This window comes from Pseudomonas sp. Cab53 (assembly GCF_018325965.1).
Classification (GTDB): Bacteria; Pseudomonadota; Gammaproteobacteria; order Pseudomonadales; family Pseudomonadaceae; genus Aquipseudomonas; species Aquipseudomonas chlororaphis_E.
The window spans coordinates 4,318,399-4,333,447 of the sequence record NZ_AP021902.1 but is presented as its reverse complement, the minus strand read 5'-3'; the positions used below and the strand labels follow the sequence as shown (position 1 = coordinate 4,333,447).

The following is a 15,049-nucleotide window of genomic DNA, read 5'->3' as shown; positions in this document are numbered from 1 at the left end:
TAATCACCCAAAACAACTGTGGGAGCGGGCTTGCTCGCGAAGAGCTCAACTCGGTTCAAGGCTGGGGCTCACCGCCCAAACCGCCCCGGCCAGCCAATGATGGTCTTGGGCCGGGGTGTTGCATAGGTGCGTACTTTCGACGTCGACAGCCCCAGTCGTACCAGGGACTCGGCGATGGTCACGGCGGCGGTGACGCCATCGACCACCGGCACCCCGGTGCGCTGGCGGATCTGTTCGTCGAGCCCGGCCATGCCACCGCAACCCAGGCAGATGACCTCGGCCTTGTCCTGGCTGACGGCCAGTTCCGCCTGCTGCACGATGGCCTCCACCGCCCGTTGCGGATCCTGTTCGAGTTCCAGCACCGCCAGGCCGCTGGCCCGCACCGAGGCGCAGCGGTCGAACAGGCCGGATAGCTTGAGGCGGTCCTCGATCAGCGGCACGGTGCGGTCCAGGGTGGTGACCACCGAATAGGCATGGCCGAGGAACATCGCGGTGCTGGCGCCGGCGTCGGTGATGTCCACCACGGGCACGTTCAGCAACTCCTGCAAGCCTTCGCGGCCATGCTCGCCGTAACCGGCCTGGATCACCGCGTCGAACGGCTGGTCGTAGGACATCACCCGGTCCATCACCGCGATCGCGGCCAGGTAGCTTTCAAAGTTACCTTCGACCGAGTCGGCGCCAAAGTGCGGCGTCAGCCCGATGATCTCGGTGCCCGGCGCCGCCACGGCCTGGGCCTGCTGCGCGATGGCCTGGGTGATGGACTCGGTGGTGTTGACGTTGACCACAAGAATTCGCATGAGCAGTTTCCTTAACGCAGAAAAGACGGCGACCCGCGCTGGGGCCGCCTTATGGATCAATGGCTGACGTTATCCACAGCGATGGATTCACCGCTGACGTCTTCGTAGTAGGGCTGGCGCTTGGCGATGATCAGGTACAGCAGGCCGGCAATCGACGCGCCGATCAGCCAGGAAAACGGTGAGACGCTGTCGAAGCCGGGCACCAGTGCCAGGACGATCGCGATCAGCGCCGCCGGAATGAACGCCGCCACGGCCCGCAGGTTGACGCCGTTGCTGTAGAAATACGCGCCGTTCGGGTCTTCGCTGTACAGCTGCGGCACGTTGATACGGCCTTTTCGCAGCAACCAGTAATCGACCATGATCACGCCGTACAGCGGGCCGAGCAGGGCGCCCAGGCCCGACAGGAAATACACGATCACCAGTGGGCTGTTGTACAGGTTCCACGGCAGGATCAGCACGGCAATGGCGGCGCTGATCAGCCCGGCGCGGCGGAAGTTCAAGTACTTGGGCGCCAGGTTGCTGAGCACGAACGCCGGGGCGACGAAGTTGGCCATGATGTTCACCGCCACGGTGACAATCAGGAACGCCAGGCAACCGAGCACCAGGAAAAACGTGTTGGGAATCGAGGCGATGACCTGCGTCGGGCTTTCGATGACCTGGCCGTTGATCTGGAACTGCGCACCGCACAGCAGGATGGTGATCGCGGCGAACACCAGGATGTTCACCGGCAGGCCCCAGAAATTGCCGACCACGATGGTCCGCCGGCACGGCGAAGAGCGGGAGAAATCGCAGAAGTTGAGGATCAACGTGCCGTAGATCGCCAGCCACAGCGCGCCGCCGGCAAAGATGTTGCGCCACATCTCACCGCCGGTGAGGGGCTCGCGGATCGACCAGGCGATGGTTGCGCCGGCCTGGGTGTACATCCAGCCGGCCAGGGCGGCGACGGTGACCAGGATCACCGGGCCGGCAAAGCCTTCGTAGCGGCGCACCGTTTCCATGCCGTAGGCCAGGATCACCAGTTGCACGAACCAGATCGCCACGAAGCACACCCAGCCCAGACTCGACAGGCCGAGGATCGAATTCTGGTCGTATTCGGCGAAGCCTGGATGGATCGCGGTCAGCAGCACACGGAACACCACCGACGCCAGGTAGGTCTGGATGCCGAACCAGGCAATGGCGATGACCGCCCTGATCAAGGCCGGGATCTGCGCCCCGTGGATACCGAAGCTGATCCGGCTGATGACCGGAAACGGCACCCCGGTCTTCTGCCCCATGTACCCGGACAGATTCATGAAACCGTACACCAGCGCCGCCCCGATCCCCAGGGACAGCAGGATCTGCCAGCCCCCCAGGCCTAGCGCATAGAGGCCGATGGCGAACGAATAATTGGCGATGTTGTGAACGTCGTTGGTCCACAGGGCAAAGATGCTGTAGCGGCCCCAGCGCCGACCTTCGGCCTTGGTCGGGGCCAGATCCTTGTTATGCAGCCGGGGGCTCAGGGCCAGGGAGGCCGCCTGTTTGTCAGTATGGGCGGTAGTGGAGGAGGGCAGATCCAGCGCGATGTTATTGGAGAGACTTGTACGCATTCCGGCAGGCTCCTGATTCTCGGCGCAGCGATGACTGGGCATGAGCGCAAGGCTCGGCAATCTTAGTCGCGGCGCGGCGAGCATCTTGGTTATGGGGCATCTGCAGCCTGTACGGGATAGGGCGCTTCAGGCTTGCGGATCTAAAAGTGTGTGTAGGTTTTATTTGGGTTGTATACAAAACACTTGTCGACTCAAGCCAGATCTATGCCAGCCGCGGATCTAAACGACGCGCCTGTCATTTCTTTTGGTTATTGATTTTGAATAAGTAGCTGAAAAATAGACGGTATAAATTGACCATTTGAACAGGTATTTATTTTTTTAGTGGGCGTGGCAGGGTGCAGAAGGGAGGCGGGGTAGGGAGATAGGTGTAACTTTTCAGGGCATTGATGGATAAAGTGCACACAAAAATGGCACCTGTGGTGACATTTCTGTGTACAAGGTCGAGGCGGGCGTCGGTCTGTGCGGTATCAGGCCTTGGATTTGCTGATGATATTGCCGGCGTGCAGCCCGCATTCCTTCTGGGTCGCTTCTTCCCACCACCAGCGCCCCTCGCGCTCGTGCTGGTTGGGCAGTACCGGGCGGGTGCAGGGTTCACAGCCGATGCTGATGAAGCCGCGTTCATGCAGGCTGTTATAAGGCAGCTCCAGCATGCGGATGTAACCCCAGACTTCCTCGCTGGTCATTTGCGAGAGCGGGTTGAACTTGTACAGGGTGCGCTCCGGGGTGGAGAACGCCGTGTCGATTTCCAGCACGGCCACCTGGCTGCGGGTGCCGGGGCTCTGGTCGCGGCGCTGGCCGGTGGCCCAGGCGCGCACACCGGTGAGTTTGCGGCGCAGCGGCTCGATCTTGCGAATGCCACAGCACTCGCCATGACCGTCCTTGTAGAAGCTGAACAGGCCTTTTTCCTTCACGAAGGGTTCAAGCTTGGCGTGGTCCGGCGAGATCAGCTCGATGTCGATCTTGTAATGGTCGCGCACCTGGTCGATGAACCGATAGGTTTCCGGGTGCAGGCGACCGGTGTCGAGGCTGAACACCTTGACGTTCTTGTTCAGTTTCCAGGCCATGTCCACCAGCACCACGTCTTCGGCGCCACTGAAGGATATCCACAGCTCGTCACCGAACTCGGCGAAGGCCAGCTTGAGAATGTCCTGCGGGGACTTGTTGGCATAAGTCGTGGCGAGTTCCACGACGTCAAACGATGGGCTCATCAGGGCGGTTTCCTACAGGTCGGTGGCGCTGAGCGCTCTATAGGGGGCTGATGGTAACAAAAGCTGTCGGTACTGGCGCGCCCTGTGCGTTGCGCCGGCACCGGTGAATGGCTAGAGTCGGCAGGCCTTTTGTTCCCTCAACCGATAAACATCAATAAATGGGAGTGTCCTGTGGAAATCGCCTGTCTCGACCTGGAAGGTGTGCTGGTCCCGGAGATCTGGATCGCCTTCGCCGAAAAAACCGGGATTGAATCCCTCAGGGCAACCACTCGGGACATTCCCGACTACGACGTGCTGATGAAGCAGCGGTTGCGCATCCTCGACGAACACGGCCTCAAGCTGTCGGACATCCAGGAGGTGATTGCCACGCTCAAGCCGCTGGACGGTGCCATCGAGTTCGTCGATTGGCTGCGCGAGCGCTTCCAGGTGGTGATTCTTTCGGACACGTTCTATGAATTCTCCCAACCCCTGATGCGTCAGTTGGGTTTCCCCACCTTGCTCTGCCATCGTTTGATTACCGATGACAGCGGGCGAGTGACGGGCTACCAACTGCGTCAGAAAGATCCCAAGCGGCAGTCGGTCCTGGCCTTCAAGAGCCTGTACTACCGAGTGATTGCGGCCGGAGATTCCTACAACGACACCACAATGCTCGGTGAAGCCGACGCCGGCATCCTGTTCCATGCGCCGGACAATGTGATCCGGGAGTTCCCGCAGTTCCCGGCGGTGCACAGCTTTGCCGAGTTGAAGCAGGAATTCCTCAAGGCTTCGAACCGCAACCTCAACCTGTAACCCCAATCCCTTGTGGGAGCGGGCTTGCTCGCGAATGCGGTGTGTCAGAAATGATGATGGTGACTGACACACTGCATTCGCGAGCAAGCCCGCTCCCACAGAAGATGTGTGGTCACTAAAGGTTCTGCAGGGTATCGAGCAGCACCTTTACCTTGGTAATCGACTCCTGATACTCCGCCTGCCAGTCCGAATCCGCGACAATCCCGCCGCCGCCCCAGCAGCACACCTGCCCATCCTTGACCAGCAGGCTGCGGATCGCGATGGAACTGTCCATTTCCCCGCGCACGTCCAGGTACAGCAGCGAGCCGCAATACAGGCCACGTCGGGTCGGTTCGAGTTCATCGATGATCTGCATGGCGCGGATCTTCGGCGCGCCGGTGATCGAGCCGCCGGGGAAGCTACCGGCGATCAGGTCCAGGGCATCCTTGTCGGCGGCCAGCTCGCCGGTCACGCTGCTGACCAGATGGTGCACGTTCGGGTAGCTTTCCAAGCTGAACAGCTCCGGCACCTGCACCGTGCCGATGCGGCAGGTGCGGCCCAGGTCGTTGCGCAGCAGGTCGACGATCATCAGGTTCTCCGCGCGATCCTTGGGGCTGGCCAGCAGGTCGGCGGCGTGGGCGGCGTCCTCGGCGGGCGTCGTGCCCCGGGGGCGGGTGCCCTTGATCGGCCGGGTTTCCACGTGGCCCTGGCTGACCCTGACGAAGCGTTCGGGTGACAGGCTCAGCACGGCGCCGCCCTCCGGCAGGCTCTGGAACCCGGAAAAAGGCGTCGGGCACGCAGCCCGCAGTGCCACGTAGGCCGCCCAGGCATCGCCCTGGCAAGGTGCGCGAAAGCGCTGGGCAAAATTCACCTGATAGCAATCGCCGGCCTGGATGTACGCGTGGATCTGTGCGAGCGCCTGGCGATAGGCGTCGGCGCTCAGGTCGGGTGTCATCGGCCCGGCCAGGCTGAAGTTGTCCACAGGCCGTGGGGCCGCCTGGCTGAACAGTGCAATCAGGCGCTGACGTTCGGCTTCGGCGCAATGGGGGTGGAACACCAGTTGGCTGGTGCCGGCCTGATGGTCGCTGACCAGCGCCCAGTCGTACACGCCGAAACGCGCGTCGGGCAGGTGCAGGTCGTCCTTCGCATGGGACGGCAGGGTTTCGAGGTGTCGGCCGAAGTCGTAGCTCAGGTAGCCGATCAGGCCACCGGCGAAGGGCAATTGCACCGTGGCCGGCAGGACAGCATGCCCCAACCGGGTCAGTTGGGTGCGCAAACGTTGCAGGAAATCGCGACCACTCTCGTCCGGCAGCACCGCCAGTTGCGCCAGTGGCCAGGCGCTGAGCACATCATAACGCCCGCGTTCAGCACTCGGCCGGCCGCTGTCGAGCAGCACGCTGCCAGGGGCATGACGGATGGCCGCGAAGTACTCGGCGGGGTTGGCGCGGTAGGGCAGTGGGTGTACGGAACAGGTCGGCATGGGCGGGGCGGATCAGCCATTGAGGCGGGGGAGCGATTGTAATCCCTGTGTAGGATTTGCACCTAGAGGGATGTCGGAGATGGGTAAGTTTGGCGACCGAAATAGCAAGGTTGTGGACAAATGTTGTGGCGAGGGGATTTATCCCCGTTGGGTCGCGAAGCGGCCCCATAGCGGCTGAACGTGATCAAGCGGATGTACAGAAATGGTAGGTTTTGGGGCTGCTCCGCACCCCAGCGGGGATAAATCCCCTCGCCACAGATCTTGCATAGAGCATTCTAAAAAGGATCAACCTTCAACCGGCGGAATATGCCCAAACAACTCTTGGGCAAAGGCCACCCGTTCTTCCACGGTCTCAACCACGCCACGGGCCTTGAGTGCTTCCAGGTGCGCTTCCACGGCGTGGGTGCGCAGGGTCAGGCCGCAGTCGTTGGCGATCTGGATGTTCAGCCCCGGCCGGGCATTGAGTTCCAGGATCAGCGGGCCTTTTTCCTGGTCCAGCACCATGTCCACGCCGATGTAGCCCAGCCCGCACAGTTCGTGACAACCGGCGGCCAGCTTCATGAAACCGTCCCAGTAGGGCAGTTGCACGCCGTCCACCGCGTTGGTGGTGTCGGGGTGCTTGGTGATGATGTTGTTCAGCCAGGTGCCGCGCAGGGTCAAGCCCGTGGCGAGGTCGACGCCCACGCCGATGGCGCCCTGGTGCAGGTTGGCCTTGCCGCCGGACTGGCGGGTCGGCAGACGCAGCATGGCCATTACCGGATAACCCATCAACACAATGATGCGGATGTCCGGCACGCCTTCGTAGCTGATGCTCTTGAAGATCTGGTCCGGCACCACCCGGTATTCGATCAGCGCCCGGTCCCGGTGCCCGCCCAGGGAATACAGGCCGGTGAGAATGCTGGAGATGTGGTGCTCGATTTCCTCATGGCTGACGATCTTGCCAGAGACCGTGCGATAGCGGCCCTCGAAGCGGTCGGCGATGACGATGATGCCGTCGCCGCCAGCGCCCTGGGCCGGCTTGATCACGAAGTCGGTGCGCCCGCCGATGATCCCGTCGAGCTTGTCGATTTCCTTCTCGGTGGAAATGATCCCGTACAACTCCGGCACATGGATGCCGGCCTCGATCGCCCGTTCCTTGGTGATGATCTTGTCATCGACGATGGGGTACAGGCTGCGCTTGTTGTACTTGAGCACGTAGTCGGCGTTACGCCGGTTGATGCCCATGATGCCCCGCGCTTCCAAGGCCTTCCAGGTCTTCCAGAAACCGAACATTACGAGTCAGCCTTGAGGAAGGCCTTGAACCGTACCAGCTCGGTCAGGCGGTAGCCGCGATAGCGCCCCATGGCCAGCATGAAGCCCACCAGGATCAGCAGGATCGCCGGGAACGTGAACACGAAATACACCAGCTCCGGCACGCTCATGATCAGGTGCGCCAGGGAGGCGGCGAACAGGGTGCCGATGGCGACCTTCATCGCATGGCCGGCGCCGCGTTCTTCCCAGGTAATGGACAGGCGTTCGATGGTCATGGTCAGGATCACCATCGGGAACAGCGCCACCGACAAGCCGCGCTCCAGGCCCAGCTTATGGCTGAACAGGCTGATGGCGGCGATCAGCACCACCACGAAGGTCAACACCACCGAGAGCCTGGGCAGCATCTGCAACTTGAGGTGTTCCAGGTACGAGCGCAGCGACAGCCCCAGCGCCGTGATCACCGTGAACAGGATGATCCCGAAGCCCAGTTGGGTTTCCCGGAAGGCCAGGGCAATCAGCACCGGGGTGAACGTTCCCAGGGTCTGCAGGCCGATCAGGTTGCGCAGCACCAGGATCACCAGCACGCCGATCGGGATCATCACCATGATCATGAACGTCTGCTGGGTCTGCAGGGGCAGGCCGTAGAGCGAGTATTCGAGGAAGTTGGCGTCGGTGTTCTCGTCCGTCAGCTTGGCCAGGCGGATTGCGTTCATCTCGCTGTTGTTCATGCTGAAGGTCACGGTGGCTTTCTTGCCGCCATCGACGGTGATCAGGTTTTCATCGCCGGTCCACCACAACAGCCGGTCGGTGGGCAGGCCCTGCTCGCCGGTGTCAGGGCTGAAATACAGCCAATCGGTGCCGTTGAAGCTGCGCAGCCACAGTTCCGGCGTCTGCGGCTGGTCGGCCACCAGGCGGATGGTGTGGACTTTTTCCACCGGGACGTGGGCAATCGACAGCACCAGTTCGACGATGCGCGCTTTGTTGCTCGACGACGGATCGCCGGCCAGCAGCAGCTTGACGTTGTCGTCGTTGAGGTTGTTGACCCGCTTGATGGCCTCGCTGATGAAGGTCTCGACGTCGGCCGAATGCTGGCGGATTGGGGCGAGCAGGGCTTCGGCGGCGAGTTTTTCCGGGCCCTCGACGGCGATGCTGTCACGGAAGGTCGGGCCCTTGACCTTGGTTTTTTCGGCGCTGTAACGCTTGGTCAGCACCAGGCGGTAGTAGAGCGTCTGGTTACCCTTGGCACGACGGGCCGACCACGTCACCTTGCGGTTACCGTCGACCCGGTTCACCGCCACACCGTAATTGTTGGAAATGAAGCTCTCGTTGAGGCTCACGTAGTCGCGGCTCAGGGGCGGCACGAACATCTGGACCTTGACCGGATCCTTGGCGTTGGGCACGAACTCGACCTTGGCGTCGATGTTCCACAAGTCGTCGGTGGCGTCTTCGGTCACCGGGATGCCGAGCACGAAAATCTGATAGGCCGTCACCGACAGGCCCAGCACCACCAGGATGGCGATCAGCATTTTCAAATGGAGGGTCAGGGAGCGCATTGGAATTACTCTGCGGTTTGAGCGGCATTGGCGCAGGCGGGTTTGCCGGCAGCGTATTTGAGACTGGGGTCGACCAGCGCGTCGAAGCGCTTGAGCGCTTCGGAGCCAATCAGCAACGGGTATTGGAAAGCGCTGCGGTCGGTCAGGTTCACTTCAATACTGCGCAGGGCCGAACCCATGCAGATGTCCAGTTCGATGACCGGCCGAGCCGTGTACTTCTTACCTTCTTCCGGGTCGTAGTCACCGGCGCGGCGCTTGATCTTGCTGACCCTGGCCAGCGGACGTTCGATGGGGTGCGAGTGGGCCGCGTCGATGGCCAGGTAGAAACGCACCCAGGATTCGCCGTTGCGCTTGAAGCGCTTGATGTCGCGGGCACTGAGGGACGCTGTCTTGGCCCCGGTGTCGAGCTTGGCGGCCACTTCCAGGTCGATGCCCTGCAAGGCCGCGTATTCGTTGAGGCCGTACACGGTTTTTTCGCCCGCCGCGGCAAGCCCCGGCAGGCACATGAGATAGAGAGCAGCAGATAAGGGCTTGAGTGTCATAGATCCTGGTGCGCAGCATTCCGTTCATCGGTTCAGGCCCTGGCATTACTGCGCAAGCTCCTTCAGGCGCTTTCCCTATATAGAGGAGAGCGGCAAACAGCGGCGGCATTCTAGCACGGTGGTTTTCTGACGCCACCGCTGGCCGGAGGCTACGATTGAACCATGCGAGCGGTTATGGAGAAGGTCGTTATTAGACGATTGTCGACAATATGGATTTTTACTTTGACGAATAGTTCTTTATTGGTTAGTTTTTGGCACATTGCTTTTAAAGGTGTCGACAATATGCTCGGTCAGCTCGAAACCCCGGTGATGGCCCAGGACGACTCGGAAACCCTCTCCGAGAACGTGTTCCGGCGTATCCAGGCGGCCATTGTCCAGGGCGACATCGCCCCCGGCAGCAAGATCTCCGAGCCGGAGCTGGCCCGCACCTACGGCATCAGCCGCGGGCCGTTGCGCGAGGCCATCCATCGCCTGGAGGGCCAGCGCCTGCTGGTGCGAGTGCCCCATGTCGGCGCGCGGGTGGTGTCCCTGAGCCATGCCGAGCTGTTGGAGCTCTATGAAATCCGCGAATCCCTCGAAGGCATGGCCTGCCGCTTGGCAGCCGAGCGCATGACCCTGGAAGAAATCGACGAACTGCGCCGGGTCCTGGAAACCCACGAGCGCGATGCGGCGTTCCAGGCCGGTGTCGGCTACTACCAGCAGGAAGGCGATTTCGACTTCCACTACCGGATTATCCAGGGCAGCGGCAACCGCACCCTGACGCAAATGCTCTGCGGCGAGTTGTATCAACTGGTGCGCATGTACCGCATCCAGTTCTCCACCACGCCCAACCGTCCGCGCCAGGCCTTTGCCGAGCACCACCGGATTCTCGATGCCATCGCCGACCGTGACGGCGAATTGGCTGAATTACTGATGCGCCGGCACATCGGCGCCTCCAAACGCAACATCGCGCGTCATTTCCAGGACAGCGCCGCCACTGAACGAGGTGAGTCATGAGTTCCAGCAAGAGCACGCCAGGCCAGCGATTCCGCGACGCGGTCGCCCAGGAGCATCCGCTGCAGGTGGTGGGCACGATCAACGCCAACCACGCGTTGTTGGCCAAGCGCGCCGGCTTCAAGGCGATCTATCTCTCGGGCGGCGGCGTGGCGGCCGGCTCCCTCGGTGTGCCGGACCTGGGCATTACCGGCCTGGACGACGTGCTGACGGATGTGCGTCGCATCACCGACGTGTGCGACTTGCCGCTGCTGGTGGACGTGGACACCGGTTTTGGTTCCTCGGCGTTCAACGTGGCGCGCACGGTCAAGTCGATGATCAAGTTCGGCGCGGCGGCGGTGCATATCGAGGACCAGGTCGGCGCCAAGCGCTGCGGTCATCGGCCGAACAAGGAAATCGTCTCGCAACAGGAAATGGTCGACCGCATCAAGGCGGCGGTGGACGCTCGCACCGACGACAGTTTCGTGATCATGGCCCGTACCGATGCCCTGGCCGTGGAAGGGCTGGAGTCGGCCCTCGACCGTGCCGCCGCGTGCATCGAGGCCGGTGCCGACATGATTTTCCCCGAAGCGATCACCGAGCTTGAGATGTACAAGCTGTTCGCCAGCCGGGTGAAGGCGCCGATCCTGGCCAACATCACCGAGTTCGGCGCGACCCCGCTGTACACCACCGAGCAGTTGGCCGGTGCCGACGTGTCCCTGGTGCTGTACCCGCTGTCGGCCTTCCGTGCCATGAACAAGGCGGCCGAGAACGTCTACATCGCGATTCGTCGCGACGGCACGCAGCAGAATGTCATCGACACCATGCAGACCCGCATGGAGCTTTACGATCGTATCGACTACCACACCTTCGAGCAGAAGCTCGATGCGTTGTTCGCGGCGAAGAAATAAGGCCCGCTCCCGAAACTTGCCGATTCCCTACAAATTCAACAATTGGAGACAGCAAATGGCCGAAGCAAAAGTACTCAGTGGCGCCGGGCTCCGTGGCCAGGTGGCCGGGCAAACCGCTTTGTCCACCGTGGGCCAGTCCGGTGCCGGCCTGACCTACCGTGGCTACGATGTTCGCGACCTGGCGGCAGAGGCGCAATTTGAAGAAGTGGCGTACCTGCTGCTGTACGGCGAGCTGCCGACCCAGGCGCAACTGGACGCCTACACCCGCAAGCTGCGTCAGCTGCGGGACCTGCCCCAGGCCCTGAAGGAAGTGCTCGAGCGCATCCCCGCCGACGCCCATCCAATGGACGTGATGCGCACCGGCTGCTCGTTCCTGGGCAACCTGGAACCCGAGCGCGATTTCACCGAGCAGCAGGACAAGACCGACCGCCTGTTGGGCGCATTCCCCGCGATCATGTGCTACTGGTATCGCTTCAGCCACCAGGGCCAGCGCATTGAGTGCGTCACCGACGAAGCCTCCATCGGTGGCCACTTCCTGCACTTGTTGCACGGCAAGAAGCCGAGCGAGCTGCACGTCAAGGTGATGAACGTGTCGCTGATCCTCTACGCCGAGCATGAGTTCAACGCCTCGACCTTCACCGCCCGGGTCTGCGCCTCGACCCTTTCGGACCTGTTCTCCTGCATCACCGCGGCCATCGGCTCGCTGCGCGGCCCGCTGCATGGCGGGGCCAACGAGGCGGCGATGGAAATGATCGAGCGCTTCGACTCGCCGGAAGCGGCGATCAAGGGCACGCTGGCGATGCTTGAGCGCAAGGACAAGATCATGGGCTTCGGCCACGCGATCTATAAGGACAACGACCCGCGTAACGAGGTGATCAAGGGCTGGTCGAAAAAGCTTGCCGACGAAGTGGGCGATACGGTGCTGTTCCCGGTCTCCGAAGCCATCGACAAGACCATGTGGGAGCAGAAGAAACTGTTCCCCAACGCCGATTTCTACCACGCCTCGGCTTACCACTTCATGGGCATCCCGACCAAGCTGTTCACACCGATCTTCGTGTGCTCGCGTTTGACCGGCTGGGCCGCCCACGTGTTCGAACAACGCGCCAACAACCGCATCATCCGCCCGAGCGCCGAATACACCGGCGTCGAACAGCGCAAGTTCGTGCCAATCGAACAACGCTGAGCTGGAGGGCGCTGGCGCTGTAACTGAAGGAACCGCCTCCTCTTGTGGGAGCGGGCTTGCTCGCGAAGACGGACTGACATTCAAGATTGATGTCGACTGACACACCGCATTCGCGAGCAAGCCCGCTCCCACAGTTGACCGGGTTCACTTCAATAGCTGCGCCGGCCCCTCTGAAACCACCGTGACCCGAGTCCTGATGATGAACACAGAATTTCGCAAACCGCTGCCCGGCACTTCGCTGGATTATTTCGACGTTCGTGGGGCCGTCGAGGCCATCCGTCCCGGCGCCTATGACGGCCTGCCGTACACCTCCCGCGTGCTGGCCGAGAACCTCGTGCGCCGCTGCGACCCGGCGACGCTGGGCGAATCGCTGCTGCAACTGATCGAGCGCAAGCGTGACCTGGACTTCCCCTGGTTCCCGGCCCGCGTGGTGTGCCATGACATCCTCGGCCAGACCGCCTTGGTGGACCTGGCCGGTCTGCGTGATGCCATCGCCCAGCAGGGCGGGGACCCGGCGCAGGTCAATCCGGTGGTGCCGACGCAACTGATCGTCGACCATTCCCTGGCCGTGGAAAGCGGCGGCTATGATCCCCAGGCGTTCGCCAAGAACCGCGCCATCGAAGACCGGCGCAACGAGGACCGGTTCCACTTCATCAACTGGACCAAAAAGGCCTTCAAGAACGTCGACGTGATCCCGCCCGGCAACGGGATCATGCACCAGATCAACCTGGAAAAAATGTCCCCGGTGATCCAGCAGCGTGACGGCGTGGCATTCCCCGACACCTGCGTGGGCACCGACAGCCACACGCCTCACGTCGATGCCCTGGGGGTGATCGCCATCGGTGTTGGCGGCCTGGAAGCGGAAAGCGTCATGCTCGGCCGTGCCTCGTGGATGCGCCTGCCGGAAATCATCGGCGTCGAACTGACCGGCAAGTTGCAACCGGGCATCACCGCCACCGACATGGTGCTGGCACTGACCGAGTTCCTGCGCAAGCAAAAGGTCGTCGGCGCCTGGCTGGAGTTTTTCGGTGAAGGTGCCCAGGCCCTGACCCTGGGCGACCGCGCGACCATCTCCAACATGGCCCCGGAATACGGCGCCACGGCGGCGATGTTCTACATCGACCAGCAGACCATCGATTACCTGAAGCTCACCGGTCGTGAAGACCAGCAGGTGCAACTGGTCGAGACATACGCCAGACAAGTTGGCTTGTGGGCCGATCACCTCAAGGGTGCGCAGTACGAGCGCGGCCTGAGTTTCGACCTGTCGTCGGTGGTGCGCAACATGGCAGGGCCGAGCAACCCCCACGCCCGCGTGGCTACCACGGACCTGGCGGCCAATGGCATTGCCGGGCAATGGACCGAAGTGCCGGGGCAGATGCCCGACGGCGCGGTGATCATCGCCGCCATCACCAGTTGCACCAACACCAGCAACCCGCGCAACGTGATCGCCGCCGGCCTCTTGGCGCGCAACGCCAACCGCCTGGGCCTGGTGCGCAAGCCGTGGGTCAAGTCCTCCCTGGCGCCCGGTTCGAAAACCGTGGCGTTGTACCTGGATGAGGCAGGCCTGACCAAAGAACTGGAGCAACTGGGCTTTGGTGTCGTGGCCTTTGCCTGCACCACCTGCAACGGCATGTCGGGTGCATTGGACCCGGTGATCCAGCAGGAAATCATCGACCGCGACCTGTACGCCACCGCCGTGTTGTCGGGCAACCGCAACTTCGACGGCCGCATTCATCCGTACGCCAAGCAGGCGTTCCTCGCGTCGCCGCCGCTGGTGGTGGCCTATGCCATCGCCGGGACCATCCGTTTCGACATCGAGAAGGACGTGCTGGGCGTGGTGGACGGTCGGGAAATCCGCCTCAAGGACATCTGGCCGAGCGACGAAGAAATCGAAGCGGTGGTCAAGGCCTCGGTCAAGCCGGAACAGTTTCGCCAGGTCTACATCCCGATGTTCGCTATCCAGGAAGACACCGGGCCGAAAGTCACGCCGCTGTACGACTGGCGTCCGCAAAGCACCTACATTCGTCGTCCACCTTATTGGGAAGGCGCGCTGGCCGGTGCGCGGCCGCTCAAGGGCATGCGCCCGCTGGCGGTGCTGCCGGACAACATCACCACCGATCACCTGTCGCCGTCCAACGCGATCATGCTCGACAGCGCCGCCGGTGAATACCTGGCCAAAATGGGCCTGCCGGAAGAGGACTTCAACTCCTACGCGACCCACCGGGGCGACCACCTGACCGCGCAGCGCGCCACCTTCGCCAACCCGAAACTGTTCAACGAAATGGTCCAGGAAAACGGCAAGGTCAAGCAGGGCTCCCTGGCCCGGGTCGAGCCGGAAGGCCAGGTCATGCGCATGTGGGAAGCCATCGAAACCTACATGCAGCGCAAGCAGCCGCTGATCATCGTCGCCGGTGCCGACTACGGCCAGGGTTCCTCCCGGGATTGGGCGGCCAAGGGCGTGCGCCTGGCCGGTGTCGAGGCGATTGTGGCCGAGGGCTTCGAGCGCATCCATCGCACCAACCTGGTGGGCATGGGCGTGTTGCCATTGGAATTCAAGCCCGGCACCGACCGCAAGACCCTGGGTATCGACGGCAGCGAGGTCTATGACGTGATCGGCGAGCGTACGCCGCGGGCGACGCTGACGCTGGTGATCACGCGCAAGAACGGCGAGCGCGTCGAGGTGCCGGTGACCTGCCGTCTCGACACCGCCGAAGAGGTGTCGATTTATGAAGCCGGGGGCGTGTTGCAACGCTTCGCCCAGGACTTTCTTGAATCGGCGGTCGCCGTTTAAATCTCAC

12 protein-coding genes are annotated in these 15,049 nt (G+C 62.4%); 5 read left to right on the top strand and 7 right to left on the bottom strand.

The features are described 5' to 3' along the window. Positions 1 to 68: 68 nt before the first annotated feature. From KI241_RS18750 to KI241_RS18740, 3 genes are all read right to left on the bottom strand, one after another. Positions 69 to 797, bottom strand: a complete 729-nt coding sequence (locus tag KI241_RS18750; protein WP_042732462.1) for an aspartate/glutamate racemase family protein — start codon at positions 795 to 797, stop codon at positions 69 to 71. Positions 798 to 853: 56 nt separating this feature from the next. Next, on the bottom strand, positions 854 to 2,383 hold the full coding sequence (locus tag KI241_RS18745; protein WP_212802858.1) for an NCS1 family nucleobase:cation symporter-1: 1,530 nt from the start codon (positions 2,381 to 2,383) through the stop codon (positions 854 to 856). Positions 2,384 to 2,850: 467 nt separating this feature from the next. After that, positions 2,851 to 3,591, bottom strand: coding sequence for a phosphoadenylyl-sulfate reductase (locus KI241_RS18740; protein WP_042732464.1), 741 nt, complete (start codon positions 3,589 to 3,591; stop codon positions 2,851 to 2,853). A gap of 171 nt (positions 3,592 to 3,762) precedes the next feature. Here KI241_RS18740 and thrH point away from each other — a divergent pair, with 171 nt between their 5' ends. After that, positions 3,763 to 4,380 (top strand): bifunctional phosphoserine phosphatase/homoserine phosphotransferase ThrH, encoded by a 618-nt coding sequence (gene thrH, locus KI241_RS18735; protein WP_042732465.1) that lies wholly within the window; start codon positions 3,763 to 3,765, stop codon positions 4,378 to 4,380. Between the two features lie 115 nt (positions 4,381 to 4,495). Here thrH and pabB read toward each other — a convergent pair whose 3' ends face one another. The 4 genes from pabB to KI241_RS18715 all read right to left on the bottom strand — a co-directional run bounded on the left by pabB (position 4,496) and on the right by KI241_RS18715 (position 9,185). Further along, entirely contained in the window at positions 4,496 to 5,839 is a 1,344-nt protein-coding gene (pabB, locus tag KI241_RS18730) for an aminodeoxychorismate synthase component I (protein ID WP_047736386.1), read from the bottom strand. Between the two features lie 285 nt (positions 5,840 to 6,124). After that, entirely contained in the window at positions 6,125 to 7,111 is a 987-nt protein-coding gene (locus KI241_RS18725) for an alpha-L-glutamate ligase-like protein (RefSeq protein WP_042729215.1), read from the bottom strand. After that, positions 7,111 to 8,643, bottom strand: a complete 1,533-nt coding sequence (locus KI241_RS18720) for an inactive transglutaminase family protein (protein WP_042729216.1) — start codon at positions 8,641 to 8,643, stop codon at positions 7,111 to 7,113. The genes KI241_RS18725 and KI241_RS18720 overlap by 1 nt, the downstream gene beginning before the upstream one ends. Positions 8,644 to 8,648: 5 nt before the next feature. Next, positions 8,649 to 9,185 (bottom strand): ATP-dependent zinc protease, encoded by a 537-nt coding sequence (locus KI241_RS18715; protein ID WP_042729217.1) that lies wholly within the window; start codon positions 9,183 to 9,185, stop codon positions 8,649 to 8,651. Between the two features lie 282 nt (positions 9,186 to 9,467). Here KI241_RS18715 and KI241_RS18710 point away from each other — a divergent pair, with 282 nt between their 5' ends. From KI241_RS18710 to acnD, 4 genes are all read left to right on the top strand, one after another. Next, positions 9,468 to 10,181, top strand: a complete 714-nt coding sequence (locus tag KI241_RS18710) for a GntR family transcriptional regulator (RefSeq protein WP_042729218.1) — start codon at positions 9,468 to 9,470, stop codon at positions 10,179 to 10,181. Further along, positions 10,178 to 11,068: a methylisocitrate lyase gene (gene prpB, locus KI241_RS18705; RefSeq protein ID WP_042729219.1), complete on the top strand. Its 891-nt coding sequence runs from the start codon at positions 10,178 to 10,180 to the stop codon at positions 11,066 to 11,068. The genes KI241_RS18710 and prpB overlap by 4 nt, the downstream gene beginning before the upstream one ends. 55 nt (positions 11,069 to 11,123) lie before the next feature. After that, positions 11,124 to 12,251 (top strand): 2-methylcitrate synthase, encoded by a 1,128-nt coding sequence (gene prpC, locus KI241_RS18700; RefSeq protein ID WP_047736384.1) that lies wholly within the window; start codon positions 11,124 to 11,126, stop codon positions 12,249 to 12,251. Between the two features lie 199 nt (positions 12,252 to 12,450). Further along, positions 12,451 to 15,042, top strand: coding sequence for a Fe/S-dependent 2-methylisocitrate dehydratase AcnD (gene acnD, locus KI241_RS18695; RefSeq protein ID WP_047736383.1), 2,592 nt, complete (start codon positions 12,451 to 12,453; stop codon positions 15,040 to 15,042). Positions 15,043 to 15,049: the final 7 nt, after the last annotated feature.

Bases quoted from the DNA above. Each gene is read 5' to 3' on its own strand.
- pabB (WP_047736386.1), bottom strand. From the start codon at position 5,839: ATGCCGACCTGTTCCGTACACCCACTGCCCTACCGCGCCAACCCCGCC.
- KI241_RS18725 (WP_042729215.1), bottom strand. From the start codon at position 7,111: ATGTTCGGTTTCTGGAAGACCTGGAAGGCCTTGGAAGCGCGGGGCATC.
- KI241_RS18740 (WP_042732464.1), bottom strand. From the start codon at position 3,591: ATGAGCCCATCGTTTGACGTCGTGGAACTCGCCACGACTTATGCCAAC.
- KI241_RS18745 (WP_212802858.1), bottom strand. From the start codon at position 2,383: ATGCGTACAAGTCTCTCCAATAACATCGCGCTGGATCTGCCCTCCTCC.
- prpC (WP_047736384.1), top strand. From the start codon at position 11,124: ATGGCCGAAGCAAAAGTACTCAGTGGCGCCGGGCTCCGTGGCCAGGTG.
- prpB (WP_042729219.1), top strand. From the start codon at position 10,178: ATGAGTTCCAGCAAGAGCACGCCAGGCCAGCGATTCCGCGACGCGGTC.
- KI241_RS18720 (WP_042729216.1), bottom strand. From the start codon at position 8,643: ATGCGCTCCCTGACCCTCCATTTGAAAATGCTGATCGCCATCCTGGTG.
- acnD (WP_047736383.1), top strand. From the start codon at position 12,451: ATGAACACAGAATTTCGCAAACCGCTGCCCGGCACTTCGCTGGATTAT.
- KI241_RS18750 (WP_042732462.1), bottom strand. From the start codon at position 797: ATGCGAATTCTTGTGGTCAACGTCAACACCACCGAGTCCATCACCCAG.
- KI241_RS18710 (WP_042729218.1), top strand. From the start codon at position 9,468: ATGCTCGGTCAGCTCGAAACCCCGGTGATGGCCCAGGACGACTCGGAA.
- KI241_RS18715 (WP_042729217.1), bottom strand. From the start codon at position 9,185: ATGACACTCAAGCCCTTATCTGCTGCTCTCTATCTCATGTGCCTGCCG.